Here is an 18,390-nt window from a genome sequence, read left to right on the forward strand (position 1 = left end):
ACTATTAGCAATATATCAGAAAAAGCTAGATATGCAGTAAGGAAAGTAGTAAGTATCGATACAAAATAAAGCATATTTATATTTTCGGTTAAAAAATTTTGGTACAAATTTGATACAATAAATAAATACCCATTGGCAACATTCTATATATCAGCTACTTAAAAAGAACCCTTCGGGAGCACGAAATAAGCAAGAAGACTGATAGACACTAGTTTATCAGTCTTCTTGCTTATAGCTAAATTCATTCCCGCTATTGCCAGAACCTACTGACAAAACAGTAGGTTTTTGTAGTTTTAGAATGTGTTGGGGAATTGAGAAAGGTTGAGAGTCGTGCCAACTTTGTAGCGACCAAGCAGCAAAGTGATGACCAAACAGTTCAGCAAACTGACCGACCCTCAATGGGACGCAATTTCGCCTTTCTTCGATCTTAAACGCAAGCGAAAACACGATTTACGCCAGATGATTAACATTATTTTATGGCTCCTGCGAACAGGTTGTCAATGGCGAAACCTGCCTGAAGAGTGGCCTAACTGGCAGGCTGTCTACTACTATTTTGACCGGTGGAAGCAAGATGGTACGTTTGAACGGATCAATTTAGCCTTGAACCAACTGGATCGTAAGAGGGTGGGGAAAGAAGCCTACCCCTCTGTTTTATCTATTGATACACAAAGCGTTAAGCTGAATCCTATGATCTGTGAGTATCGAGGTACAGATGCCAACAAACGAGTCAATGGCCGCAAACGACAGCTTGTCGTCGATACGCAAGGTCGACTCTGGCTAGCCACTGTTCACCCAGCCAACCAAGCCGATGGCCCTACTGCTGTTTCGCTGATTGGCGATCTACTTTGGCGAGTTGGTGAACGTCTGGAGAAGGTATACGGTGACCAGTCTTATAATGGAGTGTTTGCCCAAGCATTGGCCGAGTGGAGCATCGAACGCTCCGGCGTCCCGGTTTGAAAAAGCGTCACGACCCGAATCTGCCCAAGGTTTTGTACCTGTTGCCAAACGTTGGGTTGTCGAGCGCACCATTGCTTGGACTAACCGCTCGGGCGGCCCCGTTCTTCCGTCGAATCGTGAAAGATTACGAGTATACGTTATTATCTTCGGTTAACTGGCTGTATTTGGCTAACATTCAGCTAATGCTCCAGCGGATATAATCCCATTACAAAAGATAATTCCCCAACACGTTCTTAGGCTACTATTTCCAGTTTGGAAATTCCTTCCAACAACCACACCTTTCCTAATTTAGTGTTACTTTTACTAAAAAAGCTACAATACTGCTCATGGAAACGCCCGTAACCGAACAGACATATCCCTGGCAACGCTTTTACCCTAAAGGTGTTCCATACGAAATAAATCCAGATGCTTACCCATCCCTGGCGGCATTAATCGAAGAAGGCTGTGAACGGTTTAGCAATAAACCTGCTTATGCGTGCATGGGTAAGCAAATCACCTATAGTGAGCTGAATACACTTTCCAAACAATTTGCCTCTTTTCTACAACATGACCTGGGTTTGAAAAAAGGGGATCGGATTGCGATCCAGATGCCCAATACGCTTCAGTATCCGGTAGCCATGTTTGGAGCCTTACGCGCTGGCCTTGCTGTGGTGAACACCAATCCGTTATATACGCCCCGCGAGATGCAGCATCAGTTTAACGATTCGGGCGCAAAAGCAATCGTGATTCTGGCCAATTTTGCCGCTAACCTGGAGAAGATCATCAACCAGACCAAAATTGAAACTGTTATTGTAACGCAACTGGGCGATTTGCTCGGTTTCCCTAAAAAGCAGATTGTTAATGCGGTTGTTAAGTACGTCAAAAAACTGGTTCCGGCTTATCATCTTCCGAAAGCAATTTCTTTCAACGATGCCCTGAATCGAGGGAGCCGTCAGGCTTTCCAGCCAGTGGCCATCCAGAATACAGATTTGGCCTTTGTTCAGTATACCGGTGGCACTACCGGTGTTTCCAAAGGAGCCATGCTGACGCACCGAAATATCATTGCGAACGTTGAGGGACAACATGCCTGGATGCAACCGTGCGGTATTGTTGTAGGCGAAGGCATTTTTGTAGCCGCCTTACCGCTCTACCACGTTTATGCCCTCACAACCAATGCTCTGTCAGCCCTTAAAAATGGCTGTATGAACTTGTTAATTACGAATCCCCGCGATCTGAATGCCTTCATCGACGATCTGAAGAAATATAAAATCACCGCCTTCACTGGCGTCAATACGCTTTATAATGGCTTGCTCAATCACCCCCGAATCAGTGAAGTCGATTTTAGCCACCTGAAAGTCACGTCGGCAGGTGGAATGGCGCTTCAAACATCGGTAGCCGAACGCTGGACCAAGCTAACCGGCAATACTCCCTGCGAAGGATATGGCCTTACCGAAACTTCACCCGTATTGTCGTCCAATCCTGTCGATGGCACCGTTCGGGTAGGTACGATCGGTATTCCCTGGCCGAGCACCGTCATGAAAATCATTCGTGAAGATGGCTCCGATGCCCCTATTGGCGAAGCCGGAGAAATTGTCGCCCGCGGTCCCCAGGTGTTTCCAGGCTATTATAATCGGCCCGACGAAACCGCCAAAGTGATGATGGGCGACTGGTTTAAAACCGGCGATATTGGTGTGATGAACGAAGATGGATTCTTTAAGATCGTCGACCGGAAAAAAGATATGATTCTGGTTTCAGGCTTCAATGTATATCCTAACGAAATTGAGGATGTGGTGGCGCAATGTCCGGGTGTACTGGAGGTCGCCTGCATTGGCGTTCCCGATCAGAAATCGACGGAAATTGTTAAGATTTTTGTAGTAAAAAAAGACCCTGATTTAACCGCCGACGCCATTAAGGCCTATTGCCGCGAAAACCTCACGCCCTACAAAATTCCGAAGCTTATTGAGTTCAGAACCGAACTGCCGAAATCGAACGTAGGTAAAATTCTTCGTCGGCCCCTGCGGGACGAAGAGTTAGCCAGGCTGAAGAACTCCTGACGTTTTAGGCTGCGCATTTTCAAACCGCAAATGCCCTCAGCCATTCAGGTTGAGGGCATTTGCGGTTTAAGAAATTATGCCATTAAGCAACGAGTATGGTATTTTCGGCATCAGCATTTCTGGAGATAGACAACACCTCTTCCTGGAACCCTTTTACCTGTCTGATAAAACTGGTCGCTTTTCGGCGCGATATTTCTACCCGATGGCCGTTTACAAGACCTGCACTCAGTTGGGGTCGGCCAGCAGGCACCATTGCCGGATAAATGCCTTCCAGATATAGTAAATTGATAATGTTCTTTTTATGTGGCCGTACAAATATTTTAGGCGACAGCCGGGTTTCCATTTTTTTAAGTGTTAGCGAAACCATGAGCTGGCTACCATCCGAAAAATGAAACAGCGTATAATTGCCCTCACCTTCCAAGCGGACGATGTGGTGCATTGGCATTTTTTTGCGATAACCCCAGAAAGGAAGGGTGAGAGAAGGAATGTCGAACTGTTGCGCTATACGCTCAACATGGGCGTTTGTAAGCGGCTTAGACAACAAAGCTACTTTCATGGCTGGAAATGTAAAGGTGTGAATAAGTATACATTACACGAAGTTGTACAAACAATTTATTTGTACTGACTTTTGTGTAAGAGCAAGTTTACAAAAAATTCATTATCAACTCATTAGGCCGATACTAAATTTTATAAACATGAAATAAATATCGTTTTACAATTCAAAAAGATGGCAAATCTATTTTACCGAAAAACAATCTTTGCGAACTTATTACGCCATTTTGGCCTTACGTCCAGACACGAATACCGCATATCCTGTTAGTTATGGCAACCCTGCTTGATTTAGTTGGCAACACGCCGTTAGTAGAATTAAATCGCCTGAATCCAAATCCAAACGTTCGTTTATACGGTAAGCTCGAAGGCAATAATCCAGGCGGCAGTGTAAAAGACCGGGCCGCAGCCAGCATGATCCAGGGCGCCCTATCGCGGGGCGAACTTAAGCCGGGAATGAAGCTAATAGAAGCTACCAGTGGCAATACCGGTATTGCACTGGCCATGATAGCCCGGCTCTACAACATCGACATTGAACTGGTAATGCCTGAAAGCTCTACCCGCGAGCGGGTTCTGACAATGGAAGCCTTTGGAGCAAAAGTAATTCTGACCGAAACCATGGAAGGTGCCCGCGATTATGCCGAAGCGCAGGTCGGAAAAGGCAACTACCTGATGCTTAATCAGTTTGCTAACCCCGATAATTATTTAGCCCATTACCGGTCTACAGGCCCCGAAATCTGGCGCGATACCGACGGACAAATTACTCATTTTGTATCGTCGATGGGCACCACGGGTACAATTATGGGAACGTCGCGATACCTCAAAGAACAAAACTCAACTGTGCAAATTGTAGGATGCCAGCCAACCGATGGGTCATCGATTCCTGGTATTCGCAAATGGCCAGTGGAATATCTGCCCAAAATATTTGATCCGCAGCGCGTCGACCGCGTCATTGAAGTATCGGCAGAAGAAGCCACACAAACAACCCGTAAACTAGCCAATATAGAAGGTGTATTTGCCGGAATGAGCAGCGGAGGAGCCGTTTGGGCCGCCTTGCAACTAGCACAGGAAATAGAATCGGGGGTAATTGTTTGCATCATCTGCGACCGGGGCGATCGCTACCTGTCATCAGACTTATTCGGTTAAACGAATGAGTTTTCGCAACTGTATAGCGTCAAGGCAGTACCTTTGCAGTCATGTACAAGCGCGTCATACTCCCCTTGCTGTTCCGTTTCGATGCGGAAACTATTCACCATACGGTTACCTCACTACTCAAGTTTGCGCTGGCCCTTCCAGGCATGTCGGCACTTTGCCGAAAGTTGTTTGTCATTGACGATCAGCGCCTAAACCGCACGGTGTTCGGCCTGACGTTTCCCAACCCGGTTGGTATGGCCGCCGGATTCGATAAAAACGCGGAATTTGTTAGTGAGCTGAGCGATCTGGGGTTTGGCTTTATAGAAATTGGAACAGTAACCCCCCGTCCCCAACCTGGAAACGCTAAACCTCGGCTCTTTCGCCTGAAAGCCGATGGCGGCCTCGTTAACCGAATGGGTTTTAACAATAAGGGAGTTGGACCAGCCAGTGGGCGACTGCGCTCTTTTTCGCAAAATCGTGGTGGGCGAAACGTAATTGTGGGCGGAAACATCGGCAAAAACAAAGATACTCCCAATGATAACGCTCTGAGCGATTATCTGATCTGCTTTCGGGACTTATTCGAAGCGGTCGATTATTTTGTTGTAAATGTTAGCTCGCCCAACACACCCGGCCTGCGCGATCTGCAGGAGCGAGAGCCGCTCACCCGCCTGCTCACAGCGCTGCAGGCCGAAAATTTACGACGCCCCAATCCCAAGCCTATTTTGTTGAAAATTGCTCCGGACCTTACCAATGGCCAGTTAGATGATATAATCGCCATTGTGTCCGACACAAAAATTGCGGGCGTTATTGCCACTAATACAACCATTAGCCGCGAAGGATTACTCACTGATACCGCCACCATAGTGGCAATAGGCGCGGGTGGCCTTAGTGGCCAACCGCTACGCAACCGCTCAACGGAGGTTATCCGATATTTACACCAGCAATCGAACGGAGCTTTTCCAATTATTGGGGTAGGCGGTATTTTTTCGGCAGAAGATGCCCTGGAAAAGCTGCGGGCAGGAGCCAGTCTGATTCAGGTTTACACAAGCTTTATTTATGAAGGGCCAGCTCTGACTAAAAAAATTAACCGGGCCTTATTGAAGGAAGCGGCCGAAAAACGTACGCAAACCGTCTGATTCGCGTTGGATTTGTAGAAACGGACCGTTCCCGCGTTTTCCCCGAATTCTACGTATTTCTCTGCGGTTTTTCATTAAAAATTGGGAAATTTACCACTGCCGCTACAGCCCTATCCCAACGCATGGCACAACCAACGACATCACCCCGTCAGAATACAGTCCGTCAGTCATCGTCTGACCGGCCGCGTCAAAATACGCCCCGGCCTGGTCGTAATGGCTCAGACGGCAATCTTCGCCCAAAACGGCCATCGATAAATTGGGGAGCTGCCCTCGATCGATGGTTCACCGATCAGCGCTCAACGCTTACCCTGGGCGTGCTGTTTATGCTACTGGCCATTGGCCTTTTCATTGCCTTTGTATCGTATATAATCACAGGGCAGGCCGACCAAAGTGTGGTTGGCGCTGCGTTTTCGCAACCCTTGGCCGAGTCGGGTTCAGAAACCCGAAACTGGGTAGGTCTGGTAGGAGCCTTTGTTGCCCACGTTTTCGTCTTTCGCTGGTTTGGCATTGGCTCTCTGGCCTTTCCAATTATTATGTTTCTGGCAGGCTACAAACTGACGCTGGGCCGGGAATTGCTCCCATTGGGCCGTGCCACAGCGGGATTGCTTTTTCTGGCGGTCTGGTGTAGTTTGCTTTTCGGTTATATTGTACTCGTAACCGATTCGGCCCAAACAGCCAGTGTCTGGTGCGGTGGAATTGGTTACGAATTTAACGTTGCTCTGTATAGTTTGTTTGGCTGGGGCAATCTGGCTTTTGTTGGCTTTAGTTTATTCCTGTTCATTATTTATTTCTTCGATGTCAGAAGCATAAAATTTCCCAGCTTTTCGACTCCTGATTTTAGCCGTTCACGATCCAAACCATTAAATGGCCGGGATGAAACCTTACAATCTTACGAAGAGAGTGAAGTAAGTGAAGACAATGAGAGTGAAGAAGTGCTTTCGAATCCGTTCATGGCAACTCCTTCTCATGCAGCGAATTCGTTTACAACGCCTAACGAACCAGAGGCAGAAACCCCTCAGCCAGAAACTACATCGCCTGAGGTAATTGCTAAAACAACAGGAGTTACACTAACCATCAAAAACCGCGACGCCATTGCCGACGAGTCGACAGAAGAAGAAGTGGGCATTACACCCGCGCCTACCTTTGAACCCGACCCCTTCGAAGACGATGATCTTGTTGCGGTTCATGGCCTCTACGACCCCACTCTCGACCTGCCTCAGTATCAGTACCCAACAACAGATTTACTAACGGAATACCAGAATAATCGGAAAGCCCAGGTTTCGGACGATGAACTAACTGCCAATAAAGAGCGGATCGAGAATACGCTCCGCAATTTCGGTATCGAGATAGATTCTATTCAGGCTTCTATCGGACCAACCGTTACACTCTATGAGATTGTGCCGGCAAAGGGGGTTCGTATCTCAAAAATTAAAAGTCTGGAAGACGACATTGCCCTTAGCCTGTCGGCCTTAGGTATTCGGATCATTGCCCCTATGCCCGGCATGGGAACTATCGGTATTGAGGTGCCGAATAAAAACCGGGAGATGGTTTCGATGCGTTCGATGATTACGAGCGATATTTTTGCCAATAGTAAGTTCGATCTGCCCGTTGTGCTGGGCAAAACCATTTCCAATGAGATCTACGTAGCCGATCTGGCCAAAATGCCCCACCTGCTCATGGCCGGAGCAACAGGCCAGGGTAAGTCCGTTGGTCTCAATGTTCTGCTCACCTCGCTGATCTATAAGAAGCATCCATCGCAGTTAAAGCTGGTGCTTGTTGACCCTAAAAAGGTAGAACTCACGCTTTTTAATAAGCTCGAACGGCATTTTCTGGCTAAACTGCCCGACTCCGACGAACCTATTATCACCGATACCAAAAAGGTGGTAAATACGCTCAATTCGCTTTGCATTGAGATGGATAACCGCTACAACCTGCTGAAAGATGCTGGCTGCCGGAATCTGAAAGAATACAATGCTAAGTTTGTAAAACGGCGATTAAACCCCGACAAAGGGCACCGTTTTCTTCCTTATATTGTTCTTATTATAGATGAGTTGGCCGATCTGATGATGACCGCAGGCAAAGAGGTCGAACAACCCATTGCGCGGTTAGCCCAGTTAGCCAGGGCCATTGGCATTCATCTGGTAGTGGCTACCCAGCGCCCGTCGGTGAATGTAATCACGGGTCTGATTAAGGCCAACTTCCCGGCACGGTTGTCGTTTAAAGTAACCTCTAAAATCGACTCTCGTACCATTCTCGACACGGGTGGAGCCGAACAACTGGTTGGCATGGGCGATATGCTGCTCTCATCGAACTCCGACATTATCCGTTTGCAATGCCCCTTCGTGGATACCAACGAAATCGAAGATCTCTGCGATTATGTAGGCAACCAGCGTGGCTATGATGGTGCTTATGCCTTACCGGAGTTTGTGGGCGACGATGGCGGTGTGGGCGACGATAAGGATGTAGACCTCGATAATCGCGATCCTATGTTCGACGAAGCTGCCCGGCTCATCGTAATCCATCAACAGGGTAGTACCTCGTTAATTCAGCGGAAGCTAAAACTGGGCTATAATCGGGCAGGTAGGCTGATCGACCAGCTCGAAGCCGCCAAAATTGTTGGTCCCTTCGAGGGTAGCAAAGCCCGTGATGTGTTAGTGCAGGACCTTCAGATGCTGGAGGAATTGTTAAAAAGGCTTAAAGGGGACTAAACCAAACAGCTAATCAGTTAGTTAACAATAATTTACATATCTAATCAGTATTAAACTTTTCGGTTTGGTTCTGATCTAATCAACAACTTGACTTAAGCGAACAAGTTGTGTTAAACAATCTGAATTCTGGAGTAAATAAATAAAAATGAAAAAAGCAGCATGGATGCTGAGTCTGGTTTTAGCACTATCGCTACCAGCCATAGCTCAGAAAGATAAGCGAGCGCAGGGTATTCTGGATGCCATGAGCAAACAGTATAAGTCGTTTAAATCGTATCAGGCAACTTTCACCTATGCCAGTGCTGGTGCAGGAGCCAATGAGTCGTATAAGGGTGAGTTAGCTGTTAAAGGGTCAAAATTCCGACTGAAACTAGGAGGTCAGGAAGTCTTTTCCGATGGGCAGACAATGTCTACCTATATCAAAGATTCAAATGAGGTAAATGTTCAGGATTACGATGAAGCAGCAAGCAGCGAATTAAATCCGACCCAGATCTATACAATCTATAAGCGAGGTTTCGACTATCGTTTTTTGAAAGAACAGAAACAGGGTGGCCGAACGCTCGAAGTAATTGAGCTGACCCCAAACCGGCAGAAAAGCCCGATTGCTACTATTCAGATCTCCGTCGACAAAGCCGACAAATCGGTTCGTAACTGGCTGATTATAAATAAAGATGGAAAACGCACAACGTATACCATCACTAAGTTCACACCTAATGTGAACATTCCGGACGCTTATTTCCTCTTCGATAAATCGAAGTATCCTGGCGTAGAAGTAGTTGACTTACGATAAGAGTTCGTCCTGAATGGGTCTGATATATGAAATAGGCACTCAATCTATTCTTACTTCATATATCAGACCCATTACTTTATTTTAGACCTTTCCGCCAAAAGCCAGATCACCGGCATCGCCAAGACCAGGCACAATATAGGAGTGTTCGTTTAGATGAGTGTCAATAGCACCTAGCCACAAGTGACATTGCGGCAACTGACGCTGTACATACCGGACGCCTTCGGGGCTTGCAATTACGGCAGCAATATGCGTTTGTGCTGGAATTCCGTAGCGTAGCAACGCATGATAAACTTTTTCTAGCGAACGGCCCGTGGCTAACATAGGGTCGCTTAAAATAAGGGTTTTGCCGCTGAGGTCGGGGCCAACAATATAGTCCATAGCAATTTCAAACTCATCGCTATCGGTTGAATTGTATCCCCGATAGGCTCCGGCAAAGGCATTTTCGGCTCCGTCGAAATAATTAGCGAACCCCTGATGGAATGGCAAGCCAGCCCGCAAAATTGTAGCCAGAACTGGCTGTTGACGAAGCAGTTGCGTATCAGCAACGCCCAGTGGTGTTTGAATTGAGACGTTATAATAGGGCAACGTTTTCGAGATTTCGTAGGCCATTAACTCGCCAATTCGTTCCAGATTTCGCCGAAAGCGTAAACGGTCTTTCTGGATTGAAATATCACGGAGTTCGGCTACAAACTGATTGGCTAGTGAGGGCTGTTGCGCAAAAACAAACATAAACAGAGAGTATCTTTCCCCGTAAATTAGCCCGATGACTAGCGTATATCCAAACCAATTGCCTAATTTGTCGCTCAGATGAAGCAAATAGAGAGAAAGAACGGATTGGAGCGAGCTATCCCGTGACTTGTATGCAGCGTTTTTTTTACGTTTTCGTTTTTTTAGTAGTATCCTTTCCCGCCTGGCCACAAAGTCCATATGTTCCGCTCAATACGGATTATTACCACCTTATTGATCGGCTCGAAATTCGACAGGGCCACTGGGCTGAAGGATTTCATAGCTCAGTAAAGCCCTATAATCGCCAGAGCATTATTCAGCTCACCGACAGTTTACTGGCAAAGCCCACCCGCAACTATTCCGATAGCGACTATTTTAATTTCGCCTATCTGCAAAATGATAGCTGGGAGTGGGTACGAGGCTCAATAGATTCGGTTAAGCGCGATCCGTTTACAATGCATTTGCTGCCTCCTGCTGCTCCTGGCGATAGTAAAAAACCGCTCCTGCGCTCATTCTATCGCAAAGTAGCTGATTTCTATAGCTTACAGACACCCGATTTCGATTTGCATGTTAATCCGGTGGTTGGTTTTGGGGCAGGTGGCGAACAAGTTACCCGGCAGGAAACAACCACCAACGACCCTATCCGCTATCCGTTTGTTAATACGCGGGGCATAGAAATTCGGGGAACAATCGGAAAAAAATTAGGCTTCTACACGTTCTTCGCCGACAATCAGGCCATTTATCCAGCGTATATCAGCGATTATGCACAGCTCTATAAGCCCGCCAGCGTTGGCGGAGGCTTTGCGCCAGGCGAAGGCTTTGTGAAAGTATATCGACCTACTGCTGCCGACTCGCTGAAACGGGGAGCCGATTTTCTGACAGCACGCGGCTATTTTACGCTCAATGTGTTGAAGATTATCAACCTTCAATTTGGCCACGATCGTAATTTTATTGGGAATGGGTTCCGATCGCTGTTTCTCTCCGACAACAGTGCTCCCTATCTGTTTTTGAAATTGACAACCCGGCTTGGGTCAAAAATTCAGTATACCAACCTTTTCACCGAATTACAGAACACTCAGGACAGTCTGCAAAAAAGCATGCTCATTCCGCAGAAATTCGCGGCAATGCATCACCTCAGTATCAACATTACTCCCAAAATCAATGTTGGGCTGTTTGAAGCCGAAGTCTTTAGTCGCGACCGCTTCGACATCAATTATTTGAACCCCATCATTTTTTACCGCTTTGTGGAATCCTACCGGGGCAGTGCCGATAACGCCATGATCGGAATTGACTTTAAGGCTACCTTCCTGACTCAATTTCTGGTCTATAGCCAGTTTCTGTTAGATGAATTCCGGCTGAAAGATCTGGTATCTGGCCAGGGTAGTTACACAAATAAGTTTGCCCTTCAGGTAGGTGCCAAATATATTGATGCGTTTAATGTTCCCAACCTCGATCTTCAGGCCGAAATGAACCTGGCTCGCCCTTATACCTATTCTCATTTTGGTACGCAGTATTCATCATCGGGGCAGGGAAACTACGCTCACTATAGCCAGCCAATGGCCCACCCATTAGGTGCTAATTTTGTTGAAGGCATAGGCATTGTTCGGTATCAGCAAAAACGATGGTTCGCTAACGGCATTTTTGGTATAATGATGTACGGTGCCGACCCAACAGGCCGCAACTATGGTGGAGATATTTTGCTGGATTATAAAAGCAATGTCCGCGACGAAGGTAACTTTATTGGCCAGGGCCGCAAAACGGTTGTCACCTACGCCGACCTTCGGGCTTCTTACATGATCCGACACAATATTTTTCTTGAAGGTCGTCTTATGTATCGCTTCAAAGACAGCCAGTACCGCCCCGATGCCTATACGGATCGGTTGGCTAGTTTTGCCCTTCGCTGGAACCTTCCATATCGGAACTGGGTATTTTAAATCTGTTTTTTTAGCCTTTGTTTTTGAGTTTTCAGAACCAAGTAGCCAACTTTGGCGACTATTTGCTTTTTCAACAACTGAAAACTGGTAGCAGAAAACTCAAACCTGCTTTCGAATGCTCGACATTATTCGCCAAGAACTAACTGAAGCTCAGTTAGTTTTAGATACCTTTCTTTCCAATCCCGATAATCTTACGGCTATTGAACGGGCGGCTTCGCTTATGGCAGATGCCTTAAAAGACGGCCACAAAATTATCTCCTGTGGCAATGGTGGCTCACATTGCGATGCAATGCACTTTGCCGAAGAACTTTCTGGCCGTTACCGAAACGACCGCCGGTCGTTGGCGGCAATCGCTATTTCTGATGTTAGCCATCTATCCTGCGTCAGTAATGATTATGGGTATGAATTTGTGTTTTCCCGTTTTATTGAAGGCCTCGGAAACTCCGGCGACGTTTTACTGGGTTTAAGTACCAGTGGCAACTCCGCCAATATTATTCGCGCTGTAGAAGCAGCCCGACAGAAGGGTATGCGCGTTGTTTTATTGACCGGAAAAGATGGTGGAAAATTAGCCGGAAAAGCTGACGTTGAAATACGTGTTTCGCATTTTGGTTATGCCGATCGGATTCAGGAAATCCATATTAAAGTAATTCACTTATTTATCCTGCTAATTGAAAAGCTAATAATTCATTAACCAAAATAGACCAGGATTCGCATTTGTTACGATTTACAAATAAAAGATTTAGCAAATCAATTGTTCCTAAAAAACTGAATTTACACACACTATATTGTATTTTAATAAATAGCAACAAATAACTGATTACTATACACTTCTTTTACGATATACAGATTAACTATATCGTTTTTTTATGGTTTGCCAGATGGAGTATTTCAGTTAGGTTAGAAGAGAAAAGGCGTTTATATTGGCTGAACGTTATTCAGCCCTGACTAACTTATTGACTATTATTATGTTAAATCTAAATAATAGCTCATAGTAAACCACCGTAAAAAATATTATTAGTCAACAAATAGTACTTATAGTAAAAAATAATCTAAAACTATTTAGCTATTTATTTTCTCTTAGATTGCTATTACGCAAACTTGATGTTTGATTTGTGGCCATACAATACGCATTATGAATCTGTACCCACCAGCGCTTTATGAAAACTCCTCTTTTAAATAAATAAAAACTATGGCTAAATCCAGATGCCCGCGTTGTCAGCATACAGCTTTTGAGCTACAACCGGCCGCCGTCAAAAACAGTGTTTATCAGCTCTACTTTGTTCAATGTTCGGCCTGTGGCACTGTTGTAGGTGTAACTGACGATGCTATTCATCTGGTTGCCACGTTGCTTGAAACACTCAACATTAAGCTTTAATATTTTTCTGTCTGATAATGATTTACCTCTACACTTAAAGGCGAATCTGGCCTGAATATGCCATTATACATTGTACGGCCCGATAGTTTTACGGTTAAACCCATCGCTTCTGCCTTCTCGATTAGCATTTCCAACTCTATGACTTTTGCTCGTATTTCGTCGGCAATTTGTTGTCTATCGGTCGTTTTCATAGTAGTACTAAATGGCTCAATTGGCTGATGTATAACTGTTAACGATTGATTTACATCACGAATCGTGCCGTAACTATACTTTTACATTTTTTTTCTTGGTTATCCTATCGATTAAGTTACCATAAAAAAAGAAACCGCCCCGTAGCCGGGCGGTTTGTATGCCATACTCAACAAATAAGCAACACCTAAAACTGCTTTAAGTAAGACAGTTTTCCAATAATATGCTGCTCCTGCTGGCGGTCGGCAGATCGTATTGATCCAGCATAAGCGCCATTATTGTAAACGATGTAGAGAAATGATAGAGGCTGAAACTCCCAGGCCAATCGAATATTCCAAACATTTTTGTCTGTGTATGTATTCCGCTGATAAAAGCTGATTAGCTGCAAACGAGGATTCATAGCCAGGCGACTTTCAACGCTGTAGAGTTTAATTGTTCCGGTATAACCTCCTACCTGGTTGAATTCATTTACTTCAGCACTCATCGTAAAAGCCGCATGTGGAATAGGAGCTACTAGTAGCGAAGCACGGCCATAGTTTAGCTGGCCGTCGTAGTAACGGCCGGTTTCACCCATGAACTGATAGGATATTTTTTTGGAAGGATCGCTGCTGAACATAATCGAATAGCGCGTATAACGATATTTTCCGGACTCAATCGATAAACTCAGCGGTCTGTAATCGCCATTATCTAACCGTTGAAAGGTAGGATTCACAAATAAACCAATATTCCCACCATTCTGAAACGTTAACCAGATGGGATTCATGTTGTACTGAGCCTCCTGTAAATAACCAGTTGAGAGTTTATGATACAGCTCAACAAAAAAGCCGGGCTCAAAATTACGGACCCACTTGGGTAGCCAACTCGATCGATTCACCAGATAAAATCCTGGTGTTGTGCTGATCACATCACTGCGGGAAACAAATCCCATCTCAGGATTAAAGTTCTTCGTCACAAATGATTGTGTGAGCCAGCCTACAAGCTGGTTGGAACGATACGTAAACTGACTATACCCAGCCGTTCCCTGATTAGCCTGAGTCGATGTTATCGATCCCATAAGCATGGCACTGTATGAAAGCGATTGCCCTAACCGAAAAAAGCCATCAAACGCAAATGTGCTATTCTGATGACCATGCAGGCTATCATTGTCATGAACGTTTTTGAAGGTAATTAATCCGCCAATCCGGTTCTGTTTTCCAACATTTTCAACATAACGCCCTACGGCAAAGTCGGTTGCCGGACTACCATCGATTCCTCGCTGGCGAATATACATGCCACCATAATTTCGACTAAGGGACCGATAAACCAACCGAGCTCCAACATCAATCGGAACGGGGGCGCTAGTACCGTCAGCAAGGGTTGCCAACCCCACAGTCCGGCTAAAGAATGGTTTTATTACCATACTCCCCCCTTCGCCAGTGTTGGCATTGCCCGGCAAACCGGTACCAAACAGGCTGGCATTCTCCAGAAAAAAAGCGCGTCGTTCGGGAAACAAAACCGAAAATCGAGTCAGATTATTGACTTGCCGGTCAACATCGGCCTGAGCAAAGTCGGTATTGAGTGTCAGATCCAGAACAGTATTCGGATTAATTGCCCACTTGGCGTCGCCACCTACTTTCACTTTAGTGCTCTGACTATTACCAACTTCAGTTCCACGGTATCGATCGTCAGACAAAAGTACATAGGGTTGAATACGAATATTAGGGGATGGAGGAGGAGGCTTCAGCCCCGTGATTATGCCGGCATAGGCCATACGGGTCGATGTAAATGCCCGTGGAAAAGGCGACCATGCCGACAATTCATTCGAATAGCGACGATTACGGGAAAAATTTATACCCCATGTCTGAACAGAGTCGGCCGACCGGGCATAGCGTAATGTTTGCCAGGGAATCTGCATCTCAGCTACCCACCCCGAATCAGTTCGGCTTGTCCGAACTTTCCATAAGCCGTCCCAATCCATATCGTAGAGAAAATCGTCAAAGGCTAATAAATCGCGCTGTGTACCATACGGATTGGTTGCAAATGCCATTGCATTCCGCTGGTCGTTGAAGCCATCGATCGATACGCTAAAAAGATCATGGGCCATTGACGAGAAATCACGCTTGAAATTAGGTGTCCGAATTGCCTTACGCCCTAATGAATCGTGATTAACAGCCGCGATGTATAAATAATGTCGGTTAAAAAGCACCCGCACCTCCGTATCGAACGTAGCGGCCTGCCCTTGTTTGGGATCAACCTGCACAAATTGTTGGGCCGGAACTGCGTGTTGCCAGATGGTTTCATCTAAACGCCCGTCAATTTTCAGTCGGTCCTGGACTTCAGTGGCGTAAATTATCCGACGTTTTTTAGAGGGAGCAAAAATGGCCGTCTGTCCGCTCAACGCACCAGCACTAGTTCTGTTGGCAATCGAATCAAGTTGAACCGAATCTTTTTGCACGGTACCTGCATTGAAAACAGCAGGCTGAGCCAATCCATTAATAGATAGAAAAAACAGGCTGATGAAGAAAACCAGGAAATTGGGCAGCATAGTGGCAATATGAATCACTATGCCAAAAATAAATGAGTAAAAGTCCCTAGTCTCCTTTTTTTCGTCGAACGGCAATTGGTCATGACGAACTGTGTTTTAGTTAGTCGTAGCAACCCGTTGCAGACTTTGGAGTTAAACCGTAGGCGATGGTGCCATGTCTGACGAGGTGGGCAGAATAAAAATAAACGTAGTACCTTCGCTAGTCCCCGAATGGACCTCATAACGGCCCCGAATTGCATCCATGCGGGCTTGTATATTCCGTAATCCCATTCCGGTAGCATCGGCCGGGTCCATTCCGCAACCATTATCTTTTACGATCATATTCAGCTCATTTGCGAAACGGCGAAAGATGATGTCGGCTTCGGTGGCTTCGGAATGACGCAGGATATTACTGCACAGTTCGATACAGATCGAGTAGAGATTGAACTCCGTAGTTTTATCTAAGCGGGGCAATTGTTCCTTATCGAGCCGAAACGTAATTTTCTGCGATAGGTTGAGTTTGTTAACTAATCGGGTAAGCGCTTCTGAGAGTCCCTGCTTTTCCAGCTCGTCGGGTTGAAGGTTGTGCGACAGATACCGAACTTCGGCAAAAGCTTCTTTGGTCATTCCTAACAGGTTGCGGTATATCTGCTGCTCTCGCTCTGGCATCTGGGTTGGGTTCAGAGCCGACAGGCTAACCTTGATGGCGGCCAATAATCCCCCAAGGCTGTCGTGCAGATCGGCAGCCATACGTTTTCGCTCCAGCGTTTGCCCCCGCAATAAGGCTTCTTCAATTTCACGATTCTTAGCCCGAAGCTGGTCATTGGCTAATTTCAGCTCAGCCGTTCGCTCTGCAACTTTATCTTCCAAGCCGCGATTAAGCTCTTCAATTTCCTGCTTTTGGCGAGCAATCAATCGATTTTTTCGATAATAGACAGCCACAAATACCAGCAGCATGATTAGGCCGCATACCAGAAACAATCGCATCAGCGATTCCTGCTCAATGGTATGGCTAAGCGATTCGATACGGGCTCGCTGTTCAAGGCGACTGCGCTGCGAATCGGCCCGCAGGCGCTCGGTTTCGATACGCTGTCGAAGCTGATTCATCCGACTTTCGCCTTCAATTTGTTCCCGTTCGGCTTCAGCCCTGAGCCGGGCAATTTCGGCCTGCCGACGAACATCCATCAACTGACGCTGCTGAATAAGTTCCCGTTTTTCGGCTTCTTCACGAACGAGTCGAATAGCATATTCATTTTGTAAGGCAAGCGTTTCTTCAACTCGTTTCTGTTTGTTGAGGCTGTCTTTAAACATGTTAAATTCCTCAAACTGCTCCAGTGCTTTCTGCGTTTGCCCGTCTGTTCGGTAGGCACGATAGAGCGCATGACTGGCCATTTGTCTAATTCTGAGGTTATCCTGCTGCCGGGCCACTTCCATTGCACGTTCGCCATAGGATATTGCCAAAGCCGAATTTCCTGTCTGAGCATGACACTCTGCCAGCCGGGCCCACACCGACGCCTGCCCTACCGAACTGTTCAGTTGCTTCCATCCGGCAAGCGCTTCGTCATAGTAGAGAATTGCTTTGCCGGGTTGTTGGCGCATATTATAAAAATCTCCGAGTCGCTCGTCGGCATAGATAATATTGGTCAGCGAGGTGGTTTCCCGTGTTAATCGGCGGCTTTCTTCGAACTGTCCTCTGGCGGCATCAAATTTTTGCTGTCGTTCATACACTTCACCAATCTGAGAGACGGCCTGGGCCATCAAGAGCTTTTGGTTCTGCCTGGAAACAAGCGTATTTAAGGGAAGCAGATCTAATGAGCTCTGATAGCTCTGCAAAGCTTTAGGGTAGTCGCGCAGTAAAACATAAATATCGCCCATATTCATCTGCACTTGCCACAAAGGTGAACTTGCCCTGGGTAAACCAGCACAGAGTATTGATGCCTGCTGATTAATTTGTAAGGCCTTAGGGTAATCGTTTTTCTGTACCCGGTAGAAATACTCTTCCAGCATCAGGCCCCGGACCTGGTAGAGTGGATTATGCAGTTGTTGCGCTACCTGTACGAGTTTACCTGCGTAATAATGGCTACTGTCGGTCTTGTTATTTCGCCATTGCTTAAACACAATTGCCAGATACCGTAAACCTTCCAGCCGAATTGTATCATTCCGTGATGTATGTGCTAATCGGTCTGATAGCCGTAGATACTGATGCCCCAGCAAACGCAAACTGTCCATATAACGGACATCGCTTCTTCGGTCAAAATTGATCTCAGGTAATACGGGGAGCGTTTGCGCTTGACAAAGCCCAATCCCGCAGAACAGAATGATCAAAATTGTCAGACTTCTCATGAGTAGTTACTCAACC

At 46.2% G+C, this 18,390-nt stretch carries 15 protein-coding genes; 10 read left to right on the forward strand and 5 right to left on the reverse strand.

Going from position 1 to position 18,390, the window contains the following annotated elements:
• The first annotated feature begins 363 nt into the window (after nucleotides 1–363).
• The 3 genes from WBJ53_RS30590 to WBJ53_RS30600 all read left to right on the forward strand — a co-directional run bounded on the left by WBJ53_RS30590 (nucleotide 364) and on the right by WBJ53_RS30600 (nucleotide 2,990).
• The gene (locus tag WBJ53_RS30590; RefSeq protein WP_338873456.1) at nucleotides 364–957 is read left to right on the forward strand and encodes an IS5 family transposase; all 594 of its coding nucleotides are present in this window, start codon (nucleotides 364–366) and stop codon (nucleotides 955–957) included.
• On the forward strand, nucleotides 954–1,157 hold the full coding sequence (locus tag WBJ53_RS30595; RefSeq protein WP_338873458.1) for a hypothetical protein: 204 nt from the start codon (nucleotides 954–956) through the stop codon (nucleotides 1,155–1,157). The genes WBJ53_RS30590 and WBJ53_RS30595 overlap by 4 nt, the downstream gene beginning before the upstream one ends.
• A 126-nt stretch (nucleotides 1,158–1,283) precedes the next feature.
• Complete coding sequence (locus WBJ53_RS30600; RefSeq protein WP_338873460.1) at nucleotides 1,284–2,990, forward strand: AMP-binding protein; 1,707 nt, start codon at nucleotides 1,284–1,286, stop codon at nucleotides 2,988–2,990.
• Between the two features lie 82 nt (nucleotides 2,991–3,072).
• Here WBJ53_RS30600 and WBJ53_RS30605 read toward each other — a convergent pair whose 3' ends face one another.
• Nucleotides 3,073–3,546 carry a LytTR family DNA-binding domain-containing protein gene (locus tag WBJ53_RS30605; protein WP_338873462.1) on the reverse strand — a complete coding sequence of 158 codons (474 nt, stop codon included), beginning with the start codon at nucleotides 3,544–3,546 and terminating at the stop codon, nucleotides 3,073–3,075.
• Between the two features lie 266 nt (nucleotides 3,547–3,812).
• Here WBJ53_RS30605 and cysM point away from each other — a divergent pair, with 266 nt between their 5' ends.
• From cysM to WBJ53_RS30625, 4 genes are all read left to right on the forward strand, one after another.
• A complete protein-coding gene (gene cysM / locus WBJ53_RS30610) occupies nucleotides 3,813–4,685 on the forward strand; it encodes a cysteine synthase CysM (protein ID WP_338873464.1) in 873 nt (290 codons plus the stop codon).
• A gap of 50 nt (nucleotides 4,686–4,735) precedes the next feature.
• Nucleotides 4,736–5,809: a quinone-dependent dihydroorotate dehydrogenase gene (locus tag WBJ53_RS30615; protein ID WP_338873466.1), complete on the forward strand. Its 1,074-nt coding sequence runs from the start codon at nucleotides 4,736–4,738 to the stop codon at nucleotides 5,807–5,809.
• A 122-nt stretch (nucleotides 5,810–5,931) separates the two neighbouring features.
• Nucleotides 5,932–8,517, forward strand: a complete 2,586-nt coding sequence (locus WBJ53_RS30620) for a DNA translocase FtsK (RefSeq protein ID WP_338873468.1) — start codon at nucleotides 5,932–5,934, stop codon at nucleotides 8,515–8,517.
• 145 nt (nucleotides 8,518–8,662) lie between these two features.
• The gene (locus WBJ53_RS30625) at nucleotides 8,663–9,304 is read left to right on the forward strand and encodes an outer membrane lipoprotein carrier protein LolA (RefSeq protein WP_338873470.1); all 642 of its coding nucleotides are present in this window, start codon (nucleotides 8,663–8,665) and stop codon (nucleotides 9,302–9,304) included.
• A gap of 81 nt (nucleotides 9,305–9,385) precedes the next feature.
• Here the strand turns inward: WBJ53_RS30625 and upp are convergent, their stop codons facing one another.
• Nucleotides 9,386–10,033: a uracil phosphoribosyltransferase gene (gene upp / locus WBJ53_RS30630; RefSeq protein WP_338873472.1), complete on the reverse strand. Its 648-nt coding sequence runs from the start codon at nucleotides 10,031–10,033 to the stop codon at nucleotides 9,386–9,388.
• A gap of 131 nt (nucleotides 10,034–10,164) precedes the next feature.
• On the opposite strand from upp, the gene WBJ53_RS30635 reads away from it, so the two are divergent.
• The 3 genes from WBJ53_RS30635 to WBJ53_RS30645 all read left to right on the forward strand — a co-directional run bounded on the left by WBJ53_RS30635 (nucleotide 10,165) and on the right by WBJ53_RS30645 (nucleotide 13,339).
• On the forward strand, nucleotides 10,165–11,964 hold the full coding sequence (locus tag WBJ53_RS30635; protein WP_338873474.1) for a hypothetical protein: 1,800 nt from the start codon (nucleotides 10,165–10,167) through the stop codon (nucleotides 11,962–11,964).
• A gap of 115 nt (nucleotides 11,965–12,079) precedes the next feature.
• The gene (gene lpcA, locus WBJ53_RS30640; protein WP_338873476.1) at nucleotides 12,080–12,655 is read left to right on the forward strand and encodes a D-sedoheptulose 7-phosphate isomerase; all 576 of its coding nucleotides are present in this window, start codon (nucleotides 12,080–12,082) and stop codon (nucleotides 12,653–12,655) included.
• A gap of 498 nt (nucleotides 12,656–13,153) precedes the next feature.
• Nucleotides 13,154–13,339 (forward strand): hypothetical protein, encoded by a 186-nt coding sequence (locus WBJ53_RS30645; RefSeq protein WP_338873478.1) that lies wholly within the window; start codon nucleotides 13,154–13,156, stop codon nucleotides 13,337–13,339.
• On the opposite strand, the gene WBJ53_RS30650 is transcribed toward WBJ53_RS30645, so the two are convergent.
• The 3 genes from WBJ53_RS30650 to WBJ53_RS30660 form a co-directional block, all read right to left on the reverse strand.
• Nucleotides 13,336–13,530 (reverse strand): hypothetical protein, encoded by a 195-nt coding sequence (locus WBJ53_RS30650; RefSeq protein WP_338873480.1) that lies wholly within the window; start codon nucleotides 13,528–13,530, stop codon nucleotides 13,336–13,338. The genes WBJ53_RS30645 and WBJ53_RS30650 overlap by 4 nt on opposite strands.
• Nucleotides 13,531–13,715: 185 nt before the next feature.
• Nucleotides 13,716–16,052 carry a DUF5916 domain-containing protein gene (locus WBJ53_RS30655; protein ID WP_338873482.1) on the reverse strand — a complete coding sequence of 779 codons (2,337 nt, stop codon included), beginning with the start codon at nucleotides 16,050–16,052 and terminating at the stop codon, nucleotides 13,716–13,718.
• 132 nt (nucleotides 16,053–16,184) lie between these two features.
• Nucleotides 16,185–18,374, reverse strand: a complete 2,190-nt coding sequence (locus tag WBJ53_RS30660; RefSeq protein WP_338873484.1) for a tetratricopeptide repeat protein — start codon at nucleotides 18,372–18,374, stop codon at nucleotides 16,185–16,187.
• Nucleotides 18,375–18,390 lie beyond the last annotated feature (16 nt).

Source organism: Spirosoma sp. SC4-14, from assembly GCF_037201965.1.
Taxonomy (GTDB): Bacteria; Bacteroidota; Bacteroidia; order Cytophagales; family Spirosomataceae; genus Spirosoma.

Coding starts and splice junctions, on each gene's coding strand:
- WBJ53_RS30590 (WP_338873456.1), top strand. CDS start 364: ATGACCAAACAGTTCAGCAAACTGACCGACCCTCAATGGGACGCAATT.
- WBJ53_RS30600 (WP_338873460.1), top strand. CDS start 1,284: ATGGAAACGCCCGTAACCGAACAGACATATCCCTGGCAACGCTTTTAC.
- WBJ53_RS30605 (WP_338873462.1), bottom strand. CDS start 3,546: ATGAAAGTAGCTTTGTTGTCTAAGCCGCTTACAAACGCCCATGTTGAG.
- cysM (WP_338873464.1), top strand. CDS start 3,813: ATGGCAACCCTGCTTGATTTAGTTGGCAACACGCCGTTAGTAGAATTA.
- WBJ53_RS30615 (WP_338873466.1), top strand. CDS start 4,736: ATGTACAAGCGCGTCATACTCCCCTTGCTGTTCCGTTTCGATGCGGAA.
- WBJ53_RS30620 (WP_338873468.1), top strand. CDS start 5,932: ATGGCACAACCAACGACATCACCCCGTCAGAATACAGTCCGTCAGTCA.
- WBJ53_RS30625 (WP_338873470.1), top strand. CDS start 8,663: ATGAAAAAAGCAGCATGGATGCTGAGTCTGGTTTTAGCACTATCGCTA.
- upp (WP_338873472.1), bottom strand. CDS start 10,033: ATGTTTGTTTTTGCGCAACAGCCCTCACTAGCCAATCAGTTTGTAGCC.
- WBJ53_RS30635 (WP_338873474.1), top strand. CDS start 10,165: ATGCAGCGTTTTTTTTACGTTTTCGTTTTTTTAGTAGTATCCTTTCCC.
- lpcA (WP_338873476.1), top strand. CDS start 12,080: ATGCTCGACATTATTCGCCAAGAACTAACTGAAGCTCAGTTAGTTTTA.
- WBJ53_RS30645 (WP_338873478.1), top strand. CDS start 13,154: ATGGCTAAATCCAGATGCCCGCGTTGTCAGCATACAGCTTTTGAGCTA.
- WBJ53_RS30650 (WP_338873480.1), bottom strand. CDS start 13,530: ATGAAAACGACCGATAGACAACAAATTGCCGACGAAATACGAGCAAAA.
- WBJ53_RS30655 (WP_338873482.1), bottom strand. CDS start 16,052: ATGCTGCCCAATTTCCTGGTTTTCTTCATCAGCCTGTTTTTTCTATCT.
- WBJ53_RS30660 (WP_338873484.1), bottom strand. CDS start 18,374: ATGAGAAGTCTGACAATTTTGATCATTCTGTTCTGCGGGATTGGGCTT.